This is a genomic window from Cyclobacterium sp. L-R, from assembly GCF_056859355.1.
Genome location: NZ_JBSXOH010000097.1, coordinates 34,551 through 49,769, shown reverse-complemented (window position 1 = coordinate 49,769; position 15,219 = coordinate 34,551). Strand labels below are relative to the sequence as shown.

The 15,219-nt window shown below is 37.1% G+C and carries 11 protein-coding genes; 5 read left to right on the top strand and 6 right to left on the bottom strand.

The features are described 5' to 3' along the window. Positions 1-125 precede the first annotated feature (125 nt). The 4 genes from AC13EX_RS21885 (at position 126) to AC13EX_RS21870 (ending at position 5,466) form a co-directional block, all read left to right on the top strand. Positions 126-1,511 (top strand): DUF1552 domain-containing protein, encoded by a 1,386-nt coding sequence (locus AC13EX_RS21885; RefSeq protein WP_482894341.1) that lies wholly within the window; start codon positions 126-128, stop codon positions 1,509-1,511. A gap of 77 nt (positions 1,512-1,588) precedes the next feature. Further along, positions 1,589-3,088, top strand: coding sequence for a c-type cytochrome domain-containing protein (locus tag AC13EX_RS21880; RefSeq protein ID WP_482894340.1), 1,500 nt, complete (start codon positions 1,589-1,591; stop codon positions 3,086-3,088). 53 nt (positions 3,089-3,141) lie between these two features. Beyond that, positions 3,142-4,617, top strand: coding sequence for a PhoPQ-activated pathogenicity-related family protein (locus AC13EX_RS21875; protein ID WP_482894339.1), 1,476 nt, complete (start codon positions 3,142-3,144; stop codon positions 4,615-4,617). Between the two features lie 345 nt (positions 4,618-4,962). Continuing rightward, positions 4,963-5,466: a SixA phosphatase family protein gene (locus AC13EX_RS21870; RefSeq protein WP_482894338.1), complete on the top strand. Its 504-nt coding sequence runs from the start codon at positions 4,963-4,965 to the stop codon at positions 5,464-5,466. On the opposite strand, the gene AC13EX_RS21865 is transcribed toward AC13EX_RS21870, so the two are convergent. The 6 genes from AC13EX_RS21865 to AC13EX_RS21840 all read right to left on the bottom strand — a co-directional run bounded on the left by AC13EX_RS21865 (position 5,453) and on the right by AC13EX_RS21840 (position 11,798). After that, positions 5,453-6,184 carry an SDR family NAD(P)-dependent oxidoreductase gene (locus AC13EX_RS21865; RefSeq protein ID WP_482894337.1) on the bottom strand — a complete coding sequence of 244 codons (732 nt, stop codon included), beginning with the start codon at positions 6,182-6,184 and terminating at the stop codon, positions 5,453-5,455. The two genes, AC13EX_RS21870 and AC13EX_RS21865, sit on opposite strands and share 14 nt — an antisense overlap. 133 nt (positions 6,185-6,317) lie before the next feature. Beyond that, positions 6,318-7,676: an MATE family efflux transporter gene (locus tag AC13EX_RS21860; RefSeq protein ID WP_482894336.1), complete on the bottom strand. Its 1,359-nt coding sequence runs from the start codon at positions 7,674-7,676 to the stop codon at positions 6,318-6,320. 13 nt (positions 7,677-7,689) lie between these two features. Further along, positions 7,690-8,229, bottom strand: a complete 540-nt coding sequence (locus tag AC13EX_RS21855; RefSeq protein WP_482894335.1) for an NUDIX domain-containing protein — start codon at positions 8,227-8,229, stop codon at positions 7,690-7,692. A 62-nt stretch (positions 8,230-8,291) separates the two neighbouring features. Beyond that, positions 8,292-8,774 carry an Lrp/AsnC family transcriptional regulator gene (locus AC13EX_RS21850; RefSeq protein ID WP_014018107.1) on the bottom strand — a complete coding sequence of 161 codons (483 nt, stop codon included), beginning with the start codon at positions 8,772-8,774 and terminating at the stop codon, positions 8,292-8,294. A gap of 210 nt (positions 8,775-8,984) precedes the next feature. Further along, the gene (locus tag AC13EX_RS21845) at positions 8,985-10,187 is read right to left on the bottom strand and encodes a tetratricopeptide repeat protein (RefSeq protein WP_482894334.1); all 1,203 of its coding nucleotides are present in this window, start codon (positions 10,185-10,187) and stop codon (positions 8,985-8,987) included. A 420-nt stretch (positions 10,188-10,607) separates the two neighbouring features. Further along, a complete protein-coding gene (locus AC13EX_RS21840; protein ID WP_048640051.1) occupies positions 10,608-11,798 on the bottom strand; it encodes an NAD(P)-dependent oxidoreductase in 1,191 nt (396 codons plus the stop codon). 399 nt (positions 11,799-12,197) lie between these two features. Here AC13EX_RS21840 and AC13EX_RS21835 point away from each other — a divergent pair, with 399 nt between their 5' ends. Further along, complete coding sequence (locus AC13EX_RS21835) at positions 12,198-15,176, top strand: glycosyltransferase family 117 protein (RefSeq protein WP_482894333.1); 2,979 nt, start codon at positions 12,198-12,200, stop codon at positions 15,174-15,176. Positions 15,177-15,219 lie beyond the last annotated feature (43 nt).

Here is a 15,219-nt window from a genome sequence, read left to right as displayed (position 1 = left end):
AAAATCTATCCTACTTTCTAAGATTCAAATAAATACAATCTGATTAATATTGATTACCGTCTGTTTCAAGTTTTGCTGGTTAGTTAAAGAAATATTTAAAAGCTTGCTTTAAAACGTTACTATTTATGAATAAGAAGTGGCAAATATCAAGGAGGAAATTATTGAAAGGGGTAGGTGCTGCCATTGCACTACCTTTCATGGAGGCTATGGCCTCACCGCTAAATATTAAAAAATTTGGCAATGATGGATTTCCTATTAGGTCCACTTTCATGTTTATGCCTAATGGTGTTCACCCCGATAGATGGACTCCTAAAGGAATAGGGAGAAACTATACGCTCTCCCCTACCTTAGAACCATTAGCACATCTGAAAGACGACATTTTGGTACTTGGCCAGTTATGGAATAAGCATTCATTATTTCAAGGATCTGATGGACACTATGCCAAAACTGCCAACCTACTGACTTGCCTCCCAATTCAAAAAACAGTTGGAGACAATATTAATAGTGGGGGTATTTCAATAGATCAGCTTATTGCTAACCACTATAAAAATGAAACCCTTTTTCCTTCATTAGAATATGGCTTGGATCGTATACAGACTGGGGTTGACATCAATGTAGGATTCACCAGATTGTATGCAAGTAGTATTTCCTGGAAAAATGCCCTGACCCCTCTTTCAAAGGAAATCGACCCTAGAATGGCCTTTGACCGGCTGTTTAGAACTTTTATACCTGGGAATAATAAAATAGAAAACCCACACAAAAGCAGCATCCTAGATGCTGTACTAATGGATGCTAAATCCCTTAAAAACAATTTAGGCCGATCTGATCAAGATAAATTGGAAGAATACTTGGAATCTATCCGGTCCATTGAAAAAAGGATCAATAACCAAGATAGTATCAAGGATTTCGCAAGCAATATTACCCCTGACATCAAACGAGAATTGATTAAGGTAAACCAAGACATAGAAGAATATGCTGAAGTGTACAGCGGTGTTGATGTTACAGAAAAAACCCGCTTGATGTTTGATATCATCGCCTTAGCTATGTGGAGTGATGCAAGTAGAGTAGCCACCTTTATGTTTGGCAACTCGGTAAGCAACAGAAACTTTTCCTTCCTTGAGGGAGTAAACGGTGCACATCATTCGCTTTCTCATCACATGAATCACCAAAAGAACTTGGAACAATATGATCGGATTACGAAATGGCACCTTGAGCAATATGCCTACTTTTTAGACAAGCTAAAATCCATCAAAGAAGGAAACGGTACTTTACTGGATAATTCCTTAGTAATGTTTGCTTCTGGCTTAAGAGACGGTAACAGGCATTCTCCATTTGATCTTCCTATTATCGTCGGAGGACATGGGGGTAATAAAATAAAATCAGGTCAAAACCTTATTTATCCTAAAAACACTCCTTTGTCCAATCTTTATACTTCTTGGATGCAAACTATAGGTATTGAACAAACACAATTTGCAGACAGTACTGGCACCCTTGACGGAATTTTAGCTTAGTAGTATTACGATCAAAGACAATCAATTAATAGCACACCACTATAACAGGCATTTTTCGCCTGATATACAGGATTCATATGGACAACAACGATCTGCCACAAAATAACTTAAAGTGGGACTTTTTATTAAATAAAAAATTCATTCTACCCATTTTTCTAGTCACTACCTACCTCGCAATTTTTCTGGTACCCATTAGCGTGGCAGCAGAGAACCATTTGCTCGTGTTTTTTGGCAGGTTCCATCCCCTCGTCCTGCATTTCCCAATAGTATTGATCCTAATTACCACGGGCTTTATTTTAATGGGGTTTTTCAATCCAAGTTTTAACAAGCCCATCATTATTCGATCTTTACTGTGGGCATCGGTGTTTTTCTCCTATTTAACCATACTGGCCGGGTACCTTTTATATATTGCCGAAGGCTATTCAGGAGTTATGGTGAAAAATCACCTAAATGGTGCTTTGATAACTGGCATTTCAATTTCAATTTGCCTAATTATTTATGAATCAATCCTACAAAGAAAATTAAAGGGAGGATTTGGCTTTTATTTGATTCTTGGAATAGCTAACCTTTCACTGGCCTACACCAGTCATCTTGGAGGTTCACTCACTCATGGTGACGATTTCCTCTCCGCACCACTAGCTGCTCTAATTCCTGCAAAAAAAATTGACAAGGCACCTGAAGACATGCTGCTTTATGAGGACATGGTTGCTACGATTTTTGAAACAAAATGTGTCTCTTGCCACAATGAAAACAAATCCAAAGGAAACCTTATCCTTAATAGTTATAAGGAAATTTTTGAAGCAGGTAAAAGTGAAAAATATGCCATTATACCTTCCGACACAGCCAATAGCGAAGTTTTGGTAAGGGTTTTACTACCACTAGACCATGACGACAGAATGCCTCCGGAAGGAAAGCCTGGCTTAACAGAAAATGAAATCACTCTTCTTACTTACTGGATTGAAAATGGCGCTTCAGACAGTCTAAAATATGGAGACATTAAAAATGAGAAGATTTTGTCAGAAATCGAGGAACTGATGCCAACAATTCAACAAGCCCAATATAAGATACTTGAAGAGAAGGAGGCATTTAATACTGCTTTGCTAGAATTACAAGAAATAGGTAAAAAAGTGGATGCTGAAGTAACGGCTGATGAATTGTCCAATGGGAAATTCTTTGGGCTAAAGATGAAATTCCCACCCGGCCCATTTGGCAATGAGGAATTAAAAGAATTTTCACCCTATTTCCCATACCTATCACGCATTTCTCTAGCCTCTTCCAATATAGATGATGACGCCCTATTCCTTTTAGGAAAAATGCCACAGTTACGCAGACTGATCTTGCAAAAGACAAATATAAATGGTGAAGGACTTCCTTACCTGAAAGACCTTCCTAATCTGGAAGAACTGAACCTCTCCTTTACGCCATTGGATAAAGGACATTTACTTCACCTACTTGATTTCAAGTCACTTCAAAAAGTTTATCTCTTTGGCACTCCTATTGAACCAGAAGTATTTGAAGCAATACAAAAGCATAGACCAGAATTAGAAATTATTTTAGAAGAAGGGCCTTTCTATTAATGGTCTTTTTTTACTCTTTTAGGTAATATACCTATAAACTATTCCTATAATATATGTTCAAGATAATCAAAATTCATAAAACGCTGCAACTGGCCTTATTAATTGGTATAAGCCTTTTTTGTTTCCCACATTGTCAGTCGAAAACCAGTTCGACCACTGAAATACAAACGGTAGAAGAAAAGGTAAGAGGTATTGACCTTTTAAAAGCTTACGTAGAAAAGGACCAAGACGTATATGATTACGAATTGGCTTTTGAATCCAAAGGAGATGGATACTCCTACTATGTACTTAAAGTCATTTCCCAAAACTGGTTGACTGAAAAAGAAGTAACGGAAACCACCTGGTGGCATTGGGTTTCCTTTGTAGTTCCAGATGAACTCAAGCACAATACCTCATTACTTATTATTTCTGGAGGTAGCAAAAACACCACTGTTCCTGAAAAACCAGACGACATGATTCTTCAGGCAGCCTTGTCAACAGGTTCCACGGCTATCAAGGTCCATAATATCCCTTTTCAGCCTTTACAGTATGTAGGAGATACTTCAGGACTAAGAACTGAAGATGGATTGATTGCCTACGGTTGGAGAGAGTTTATGGAACGTGGTGCCAAGGATGAAGATGCTATCTGGCTAGCTAGATTTCCAATGACAAAAGCTGTGGTTTCAGCCATGGATGCTGTTGTAGATTATTCTAAAACCAACCTGGATATATCATTAGACAAATATGTAGTGGCAGGTGCCTCAAAAAGAGGATGGACCACATGGACCACTGCTGCAGTGGATGACAGGGTAATAGGAATGATTCCTATCGTAATAGACATGCTTAATTTAAGTCCTTCATTTAAGCATCACTGGCAAACCTATGGATTTTGGGCACCGGCTGTAAATGACTATACTTTTGAAGGTATTTTTGATTGGATGGATAGTAAAGAATTCAAACGTTTGGAAGAGATCGTAGAACCTTATCAGTTTCTTGAAGAATACAAAGACATTCCTAAATTGCTTATCAACGGATCTGGGGATCAATTCTTCCTTCCTGACAGTTGGAGGTATTATTGGGAGGAATTACAAGGAGAAAGTCACATTGCTTATATTCCTAATGCTGGTCATGGACTGAAAAACTCTGACGCCCCTCAGATTCTTTTAGGCTTCTATTCTCATATCATCAATAATATAAAACGTCCATCCTATAGTTGGGAAGTTAAAGAAGATGCCATACATATTAAAACTGACATCAATAATCCTCCTGTAGCTGTCAAACTTTGGTCTGCAACCAATGAAAACACCAGGGATTTCAGGATTGATGTTTTGGGTCCACAATGGAAAGCTACCAATATCCCATTTGAAGCTGATGGAGAATATGTAATTCCAATAGCTGCACCATCTAAAGGCTGGTCAGGTCATTATGTTGAGCTTACTTATGCCGGAGATGCACCATTGAAATTTACAACCGGAATAAAAATACTTCCAGACACTTACGAACATGAATTGTATGTACCTAAAGAAAGAAATGGTACACCAGTAGAATAAATCTTTATTCTAAAGCAATAAAGCAAAAGCAATGTAGTAATCGCCGAGGGAGCAGCTTTTTTACCTCCTCCTGCTGCGGTTACTACCTATTATTTTCCGTCAACAGAATAAACAGTTCTTAGGTACTCCTCTTTAATTGCGAGGATAAACCAACTAAAAGGGTGATGGAGTATTAAGGAACGATGGATTCTAAGCTGGAAACCCTAGATTTTGTAAAAGGTTTCCTGACAAAAATAGAAAACTGCTCCATTCTGAGTTTTAGTAATAAGAAAAATGTAAATTTCAATTGAATAATAGATCTGAAGTATACTTTTAGCAGGTCATTAAGTACTGAAATTGAATCTTATGAAAAAATTAGTAATCTGTAGACACGCCAAATCCTCATGGGAAGACCCGCGCTTAAATGACCGTGTGAGACCATTGTCAAAAAGGGGATTAAATGATGCTCCGATGATGGCAAACAGAATGCAAACCAATCATGTTTTCCCTGAGAAAATACTTTCTTCAAAGGCATTGCGTGCAAAATTGACCGCAGAATTTTATTTAGCCACTTTTGAAAAAATGAATGTTGAATATGAAGAATCAGAGGCCCTCTATATGGCATCTGCTCAAGAGCATTTGGTTGAGATCAAAAAGACAAGCAATAAGATCGATACCTTGTTTATTTTTGGTCACAATCCAGGAATGACTGAATTAATCAATTATCTGGGAGAGCCATTGGAAAACCTTCCAACAGCTGCCTATATGGGTTTCAAATTTGAAGTAAATAGTTGGGAGAATATCAACGCTACTAACGCAAGATTTTGGATGTATGATTTCCCTAAAAACCCATCACCTAAAACTTCCTAACATCTTGTAAAACACCATCGAAATCCGAAGGGTTATTGATCAGGAACAATACCTTTTTTGCAACTTCATCTGGAGTACTCAATTCCCCATTGTCCTTAAAAGATTGAAATTTGGAAAGACCACTAAATTCATTTTGAGAAGCAGCTCTAATTGACTCCTGCATGGGCGTATCAATAATCCCAGGAGACAAAGCGAACATTTTAAAACCAAGGTTTTTTAGGTCAGATTCTTGCTGGGCAATCATCGTCATCTGATTCAATGCAGCTTTAGATGAGCTATAGCCTGACCACCCATCCACTATCTTCACCGCAGCACCTGAACTCACATTTACTACTATCTTATCTCCCCTAATACCATTGTATTTTTGAACAAAGGCATTCATCAAAATTGCTGGAGCGATTACATTTACTGAATGAATTGTTTTTATAGAACTTGGAGAAATATTTCCATTGTGAGCAATTTCACCTATCCATCCAGCATTATTAATTAAGACTACCTTATCAAAATCCTCAGATGGAAAAATTTCAGGTATTTTACTGATCAACTCATCAGTGTCTGCCAAGTCAATTTGTAAAGGTATAAAATTCCTTTCGGCCTTAATTGGGCTTCTGGAGACTCCTATTACCATTGTGTTTGGTAATTGAACCAAATGATTTTTAAGGGCCTCACCCAAGCCTTTACTGGCCCCTGTGAGGATATAAAGAGATTGTCTTTCCATTTTAATTTGAGTTTACAGTGGCTTGATAAAACTCGAAAAAGCTAAAATACCAAATTTTACTTGATCAGCCACTTGGTCGGAACCAAAGAGAATTAGAAGGAAGCTGCAAGGCTCAGTTCACTCTGCTCTTGGCCTAAATTTTAGGTTTATCAAATTGTCTACGTAATTTGGAACTAAGGGAATTAAATCTGTAAAGAAGCATAATGGCCGTAAGTGTTAAACCAATCAACAACCCAATCCAAATACCCAATTCATTCCAATGCAACTTAAAGGCGAGGAAATAGCCAAGAGGTAAGCCTACCACCCAATAGGCAAGAAGTGTTACTAGGGTGGGTATCTTCACATCTGAAAGCCCTCTCAAGGCTCCTAAAGCAACAACTTGTAATCCATCAGAGATTTGAAAAATTCCAGCAATTATCAACAGACTTGCAGCCATCTTTATTACCAATGGGTCGTCAATATAGAGTAAAGGCATGTAATTTTTCAACAAAAGAAAGAGGATGGCAAATACGGACATAAACACCGTCACCATTCCGAATATAGAAAAGCCAACTTCTCTGAGTTTTGAAATATCTCTTTTTCCAAGTTGATTACCTACTCTAACCATTGCTGCTGCTGATAAGCCCGAAGCCATCATATAGCTAATTGAAGCAAGATTAATGGCAATCTGATGGGCTGCCAAGGCATTGACACCAATCCACCCCATCATAATGGCTGCAGTACTAAATGCCCCTACTTCAAAAATAAATTGCAAGCCTGTAGGAATACCTATGCCTAGCATCTTCTTAATGATAGTCAGCCTTATTTGCTTGAGGCGTAAGCCACGTATATAATTTTTATATCGATTTGATTTGGTTACATAAATGTACAGAGCCCAAGCCATAAATACCCTGGATATTAAAGTCGCCCATCCAGCACCATTCAATCCCAATTCTGGAAATCCCCAATTACCATAAATTAACAACCAATTCAGACCAATATTCAATAGATTAAAAACAACAGTAATAAACATGGCTTGTTTAGTCTGAGAAAGCCCTTCTATAAACTGCTTGTACGTTTGAAAAAACATAAACGGCAATAAAGAAAAGGTAATGATCAACAGATATGGAATAGCTAGCACCACTACTTCTTGAGGCTGATTTATAAGCTTCAGTACTGGAGAGACAGCTAGGATAAATAGGAAAAGTAGAAAGGAGGACACTGTATTGATAACAAACCCATGATTCAACAACCTCCCGATTTTCCCAGTCTTTCCTTCTCCATCTGCCGCCGCAACCATAGGAGTTACCGCCATGGAAATACCAATCCCGAACATTAGGACAACGAAAAATATACTATTGGCAAGAGAAGCAGCTGCTAGTGGGACGGCTCCTAATCTACCTACCATTATATTGTCTGCTACCCCAACCATCACTTGGCCGAGTTGACTTAACATTACAGGATAAGCCAGGGTAAATGTCTTATCAAAATTGTCCTTAAACCCTTTAAACATTATTTATTGATATTTATTTTTTCAATAAAATTGAAGTTTTTAAAATTGCGGCCATGCTGATGGCATCAGTAATTTGACCATTCAAAACCATTTCATAGGCTTCCTTAAAGGGTAAATGCCGAATCTTCAAATCTTCCGTATCATCAAACTCTGTTTCGCCCTGTATCAAGTCTCTAGCCAAATAAACATATCCAACTTCATCAGTTACTGAATTGGAGGTATGGATCTTTAATATTTCTGTCCATTCATTTGCCAATAGTCCCGTTTCCTCCTTAAGTTCTCTTTGGGCACTTTCTAGGGATGTCTGATCGGCTGGCCCTCCTCCCATTGGTATCTCCCATGTATACTCATCTAAGGTATAGCGGTATTGCCCAACCAACCATGTATACTCATTCTCATCAAGCGGAAGAATACCTATAGCGAGGTTTTTAAAACTAACTTTCCCGTATATTCCCTGTTTATTGGTCGGAGTTATTACCTGGTGTTCTTCTACCTTGATCCAAGGGTTGTCGTACACCTCTTTTTTAGAAATTGTTGTCCACGGATTTTCCATAAAAAATAAATAAAAAAAGGGTGGCCGATAGCCACCCTTCAAATGCTTTAAATAATTTTAATTTAAGCTGGGATAGGCAATACTTTGCTGTCCTTAAAAGTAGAAAGGATAACCATAGACTGCATTGAATCTACTTCCTTAATCTCACTTACCTGCTCTAGCATCAATTTCTGATAAGAATTAATATCTTTAGAGATTATTTTCAAAATAAAATCTCCCGTTCCTGTGATATGGTGACATTCTATCACTTCTGGAATTTGGTTGATTTCCTTCATAAAGGCATCTATATTGGACTTATTATGACCAATCAATCCTACCAATACAAAAGTACTAACACCAAGTCCGATTTTTTCCGGATCTAATTTGGCATGATAGCTTTTTATTATTCCTGATTGTTCCAATTTTTTCACCCTCTCTAAAGTTGGTGCTGGTGACAATCCTATATCTTTTGAAAGCTGCGCGTTGGTGATTTTTGCGTTGCCTTGTAGAATTTCTAAAATCTTACGGTCAATTTTGTCAAATTTCACTTTTATACTATTATCCATATTGTAAAGAATTTACCGAATTATATGTGGCACAAAGGTAATCTATTTTATATTTATTTTAAAGACATTTACGAAAAAAACGCAAGCAAGGACGAAATATTGTTGTTTAATTGTTATAATTTTTAAAATTATTACACTCAGTGTTTCGTGATTTCATTAAAAACGTGGATTTCCCCTCGATTAGACTAATAATGAACAATTTAGTGCTTATCAAAGTTTATTCTTTTTCAAAAATTCTCTCGCTTCCTTATTAGCCGGGTGTCTTCGTTTCGAATTGTCTTTGACTGTAACCAAATACCGCTTGGCTTCCTTTTTGTTTCCCTTCTTAAATAGAATTTTTCCAACCTGAAGAAGTGAAAATAAGTAGTAGCCACTTTCCTGTGCTTCCAACTCATCTCCAAAAGATATGGATTGCAAATAATAAGGCATGGCTCGTTCCGGCTGCCCCATTCGGTCATAACTTTGAGCGACAAAAAAGGCAGCGTACCTTCCACTTGTAGCCTCATAACCTGTCCAACCTTCTTTTATTCGCTTTAGAATTTCCAAAGAAACATCCCTAGCTTCTCCCCCTCTACCTACAGCATACAATTGCCTTGCAAAATGCCTATGGAAATAGGGGTTATTTGGATATTTTCCATGAAGGTAACTAGTAATTTCTAAGGCTTTAAAAGGCTTTTTCTCCTCGGTGGCATACAATCGGAATAGAAAATATTGCGCTTCTATTCGAGCATAAAAAGAGCTTTCCGCTACCTCTTCCAGTTGTTTCAAACCCAACTTTTGGTCTCCCTTAGGAAACAATAACATTATTGGCTTTAATAAAGGGTAATTTTCAGGTATCCAAACAGAAAAATAATTAAACAATGCATCGCCCAATAATAATTCCGGATTCAACTCTTCCTCTCCCCTACTTAATTCCAGATACTTTAACGCATTTTTACTTGCGAAGGTTGAACTAGTCCAATTTTTTCTTTCACTATGTAAACGCCCTTGAAACCCATAGGCCCCGGCCAGAAAAAATGCTGCTTCTTTATTTTCAGGATTTTCCTCAATGAGTTTCTTTGCTTTCTCTATTGTCAAATCCATGTATTTTAACATAAGCGCATCATAACTCCTGTTGTCAACAGCTACAACAATTTTCCACCATTGGCTCAATCCCATTAAAAAATAAGGAAGTGGATGTTCTGGATAAGTATACCGCATTACTTGAAAACCCCTTTCGGCATTCTCAAAGTCAAAATTATACATGCTATTAATAGCGTCAGTAATCCTAAACTGAAGCCCTTTATCAAGCAGAAGGTAACCACTTTCTTTCTTATGCACATCTGTTACAGGCTCCATCTGAGCCTGAGCCTCAATTAGAACAACACAATTTATCAATAGTAAAAGAGATAATGCAATTTGGGTATATTTCATTAAGACTGTCTTCTATAAAACTCCTTATTATACAGCATAAACGCTTTATGACAATAATTAATTTCGAAAACTCGAAAAATTTATTTTGGCTTAATAAAAATAAGGCGTAAAGTAATTATTTAAGAGTATTTCCAAGCATAAATCCATGTGGCAAGAAGGGTCTTCTTATTCCTAGGTAAGTTTCTTAATGTTTATTTGTCCTCAATACCTTTGAATAGTACTTTTCGCTTATTACTCTGTAGTATTAATAAAAAGTAAGGACCTAGACAAACCATAGCCCACTTTTTAAAAGAACGAGACAATGTTTTAGAATCCTGCAAAATAAAGTAATATGGGTATAAAAAAACAGACCCATTAAACCACTACCACATTAATGTGATTTAGGTCAATGGATCTGTAAACAGCAATAAGATAAAAAAATTAACAGCTTACCTTTATACTTAATCGATTTTTTACAGCTACATCTGAAAGCGTGCTTTTCCATGCTTCCAAAGCCAAAGAATCTGGTATATTAATATCATCAAATGTAATTATTTCTCCTTCCTCAATATTTCTCTTTAATTGAACTTTATTCATTAAACCAATAGGAACATGATTGGTGCAGTCAGTTATTTTGATAGCCTCTCCTCTAACTTCCATTCCACCGATTCCTTTGTCAATAAAAGATCCTGAGGTTAAGTTTTTCTTAGCAATCGTCCCTACACTTACTGAAGGTACATCTCCATTATCAAGCAAGATTTCATTATTATTTACCAAATTCAAAATACTATTAGGTATTTCAAAAAAGCACAAGTGCATGGGTTTGTATAGCAAATAAAATGGACCTTTACCCATTTTATAGGTAGTCAACTCCTCTGCCAAATCCTCTTGATGGGTGGCGGTAATAAAAACGCCTGGAGGCGATTCTTTAGAGATAATGTAGTCACTGATGACAGCGTTTTGTTTTTGGGCAATTTCGCCTAAAGCGAAAGCACCACTTTCAAAATCGCTAGTTTCATAGCCAACAAGACCTGTTTTAACGATATCTAAACCCAAGCCATTTGCTATAAACGCTTGTTCAATTTGAAGTTTTGTTCCATCTGTAAAAGATGTAACAGAGCTAAGACTATATCCTTGTTTTTGTGCCCAAAACAACATGTCTTCAAGCGAAGGTTTTTTGTTTAGAAAACCTTTAATGTTTCCATAAACCAAAGGCTTAAATCCCATCTGGATCACTTCCTTGTTAAGAGCGGCCAAACAGCCAGGTTGATCTCCATTTGCCTCTGTAATCACTCCGCGTTTGGACAACCATGACCCAGTAAGCACTTGAGTATCGGCGTCCATTGTTACTACTGGAAGTCCATATACAAATGCTTTATCAATAATTTCTGTTGAATAAATGGGATCTCCTGTACTTACCACAATTAAATCCGAGCTATCTAGAACCTCTTCAGGTGAAGTGGTTAAAAATTCCTGACTAACCCCAAGGTCACTAATCACCCCTTCTCTTCTGGTCAATATTTTTGAAATGACCATATCTTCTCTTCTTGCAATGAGCTTAGCTAAGCCTCTCCCAATGCCACCGGTGCCCACTATACCGATCTTTAGTTTTTTGCCGTTTATGTTTTTCATAATCTAAAAATTTTGTTTGCTGTTTGTCTGATGTTTAATCATGACGATGTAAAGGTAATTAAAAAAATTTAAAAACCATTTTATTGTATTTAAAATACATAAAAAATATTTTAAAATATCCATTCAGACCTAACCTTATTTTTACTAATAAAACCCTAAAACCTTATATTTTATTAAGCTTTAAGAAAAAAATAGAGATAATAAAATGTAAAAAAGTAATTTTAAAAAATTTAATTCCGAGAACAATTATTTTATTATTTTTTCTTTTAAACTGAAAATTCTTCAATATTCCCCTATAATTAAAGGCATGTCATACTACTTTCGTTTTTTAAATAAAGCAATTCAACTATAATTCATGATAATTTTTTTATTTTCGCCTTTCATAAATATTCAGGTAACATGCTAAATTATGCCAGGGTTAACAATCTTGCAGGTTGGACCACCTTCTTTATTGCATTTATTACTTATTTACTCACCATCGAGGAAACTGCCAGTTTCTGGGATCCGGGGGAATTTATAGCAGTAGCCTATAAATTACAAGTCCCTCATCCCCCGGGCGCACCATTCTTTTTACTTATCTACCGAATGTTTAGCTTTTTAGCACTCGGAGATGGTCTTGAAATCGCCTATTGGATGAATGTGGGTAGTGCTTTGCTTTCAGCTTTCACTATTTTGTTCCTTTTCTGGACCATCACACTTCTAGGTAGAAAGTTATTGCTTAAAAACAGTGAGGAGCCAAATACAGACCAAGTTTACACCTTAATTGGTGCTGGTTTTATAGGAGCTTTGGCCTATACCTTTACGGATAGTTTTTGGTTTTCAGCAGTAGAAGCTGAAGTTTATGCCATGTCATCCTTTTTTACGGCCATAGTAATCTGGGCTTTCTTAAAATGGGATATAATAAAAGATCCAAGGGAGGAAAATAAGTACATGATATTTATTGCCTACCTAGTAGGTTTGTCAATAGGTGTTCACCTCTTAAATCTGGTAACACTTCCTGCCCTTGCCTTAGTGGTCTATTTTAAGAAATACAAAAACCATAACCTCAAAGGAGGAATCATCGCATTCCTACTAGGTGGAGTTGCCCTGGTTGTAATCAATAACTTTATTATCCCGGGTCTACCTAGTATAGCCGGGTCTTTGGAAATATTCTTCGTCAATAGCCTTGGCCTACCCTTTGGATCTGGCATAGTTTTCTTTTCCATTGCCTTTTTAGGAGGGCTTGTGTATGCAGTTATCTACTCCTACAGTCAAGAGAAAGTCATTCTCAATACCATATTACTGTGTTTCTCATTTATACTTATAGGCTATAGCTCTTATGCGCTAATCGTGATACGGGCCAATGCTGAACCGGTAATTAATGAAAATGACCCTAAAGACATCATAAGTTTTGTTAGCTACCTTAAAAGAGAGCAATATGGTTACCGACCTTTAATGCAAGGTCAATATTTTACAGCAGACATTGTGGATCAGGTAGAAGGAGCTCCTGTCTATGCCAAAGGAAAAGAAAAATATGAGATAGTGGATTACCAGTTGGAAAACATCTATGATCCAGAAAAAACAACCCTACTGCCAAGAATATACTCTACACAAGAGCGCCACAAACAAATCTACAGATCCAAACTTGGATTAAGAGAAGGCCAAGACCCTACCTTTTTTGACAATATCTATTTCATGTTTGAACACCAACTTGGACATATGTATTGGAGGTATTTTATGTGGAATTTCAGCGGTAGAGAAAGTGACCTCAGTAATGCTCCTTTCTTAAGCATTTGGAATACAGTCACAACTGACTTCCCTAACTATATCAAAGAAAACAAAGGCCATAATAATTATTATATGCTTCCTTTGATACTTGGACTGATAGGAATGTTTTTCCAAGCAAAACATGACCCTGAATCATTCTGGCTTACCCTAATGCTATTCTTAATGATGGGGGTAGTACTGGTGCTTTACCTCAATTCACCCCCTGTGGAACCAAGGGAAAGAGATTATATATATGTAGGGTCTTTTTATGCCTTTGCCATCTGGATTGGCTTTAGTGTCATGGCTATCAGCCATCAACTTAGGAAATTGAAAAAAGGCATGGTGATGGCAGGGGTATATGCTGCCCTAATCGCCTTACCTGTCCCCATTTTAATGGCCGCAGAAAACTGGAACGACCATGATAGGTCTGACAGGTATTTCTCTGTGGATTCAGCAAGAAACTTCCTTGCTTCTTGTGCGCCAAATGCCATATTATTCACTGGAGGAGACAATGACACATTCCCCCTATGGTACGTTCAGGAAGTCGAAGGTTTCCGAACTGATGTAAGGGTAATTGTATTAAGCTATTTCGATACAGATTGGTACATAAAGCAAATGGCGAGACCTGTAAATGAGTCTGCAGCCCTAAACTTTACCCTGGATTATGAAAATTATAAAAAAGGCACCAATGACGTACTTTATGTAACGGAAAGAAATATCGAAAGTCTGCCTTTAATAGAATACCTCAAATTATTAAAAGAAAACAGTGACTTGCTAAAATTAACTAGCAATCGCTCAAACAGTGACATCAATACAGTACCATCACGAATTTTGACATTGCCAGTTGATTCAGAAGTGGTTGATAAGGCTGGAATTGTACCAGAGGAATTTGAGGACTTGAAAATACCGAATATCAACATTCGTATAAAAGGTAACTATGTAACCAAGGGTAATCTAATGCTTCTGGATTTAATTGCTACCAACAATTGGGAAAGGCCGATTTATTTCAACAATACATCATTGGCAACAATAGGATTTGACGTAAGTAGCCATGTTGTAATGGAAGGACTTACCTACCGATTGCTTCCTATTCAAAAGCCAGACAACCAGGATGAATTAATCAATACTGACCTGGCATATGAGAATGTCATGGAGAAATTTGCCTTTAGAGGAATGGACAACCCTGACAACTATTTTGATGATGAATTTAGAAGATTCACTTCCAACCATAGAAGTGTGTTAAATAGTATAGCCATTGCTTTAATAGAAGAAGATGACAAGGAGAGGGCAAAAGATGTTATGCGACTCAGCTTGGAAAGACTTCCTGGGGAGGCCATACCTTATGATTTGGCCAGTGGACAAGCTGTACCTGTACTCTTTGAACTTGAAATGAAAGAAGAAGCTTTGGATATTATTGACAAGATGTCTAAAAAATCGATTGAATTGCTGGATTTTTACCAAGAAACTGGTAGAGGACTAGATAGAGAAGCTCAGATCTCTGCGGAAATGTTGCGTTACTTTGTTCCGGTATTAAAAGAACAAGGCTATGAAGAAAAATCCACAGAGCTTCAACAGAATTATGAGCGCATCTTCGGTGCCATGAGTGGCAATTCACGAATTCAAAGAAGATAAATTCAGTTCACACAGAAAAGCAACTAGAAGTATAAAAGAGAAT

Coding starts and splice junctions, on each gene's coding strand:
- AC13EX_RS21885 (WP_482894341.1), top strand. CDS start 126: ATGAATAAGAAGTGGCAAATATCAAGGAGGAAATTATTGAAAGGGGTA.
- AC13EX_RS21850 (WP_014018107.1), bottom strand. CDS start 8,774: ATGGATAATAGTATAAAAGTGAAATTTGACAAAATTGACCGTAAGATT.
- AC13EX_RS21875 (WP_482894339.1), top strand. CDS start 3,142: ATGTTCAAGATAATCAAAATTCATAAAACGCTGCAACTGGCCTTATTA.
- AC13EX_RS21880 (WP_482894340.1), top strand. CDS start 1,589: ATGGACAACAACGATCTGCCACAAAATAACTTAAAGTGGGACTTTTTA.
- AC13EX_RS21865 (WP_482894337.1), bottom strand. CDS start 6,184: ATGGAAAGACAATCTCTTTATATCCTCACAGGGGCCAGTAAAGGCTTG.
- AC13EX_RS21835 (WP_482894333.1), top strand. CDS start 12,198: ATGCTAAATTATGCCAGGGTTAACAATCTTGCAGGTTGGACCACCTTC.
- AC13EX_RS21840 (WP_048640051.1), bottom strand. CDS start 11,798: ATGAAAAACATAAACGGCAAAAAACTAAAGATCGGTATAGTGGGCACC.
- AC13EX_RS21870 (WP_482894338.1), top strand. CDS start 4,963: ATGAAAAAATTAGTAATCTGTAGACACGCCAAATCCTCATGGGAAGAC.
- AC13EX_RS21845 (WP_482894334.1), bottom strand. CDS start 10,187: ATGAAATATACCCAAATTGCATTATCTCTTTTACTATTGATAAATTGT.
- AC13EX_RS21855 (WP_482894335.1), bottom strand. CDS start 8,229: ATGGAAAATCCGTGGACAACAATTTCTAAAAAAGAGGTGTACGACAAC.
- AC13EX_RS21860 (WP_482894336.1), bottom strand. CDS start 7,676: ATGTTTAAAGGGTTTAAGGACAATTTTGATAAGACATTTACCCTGGCT.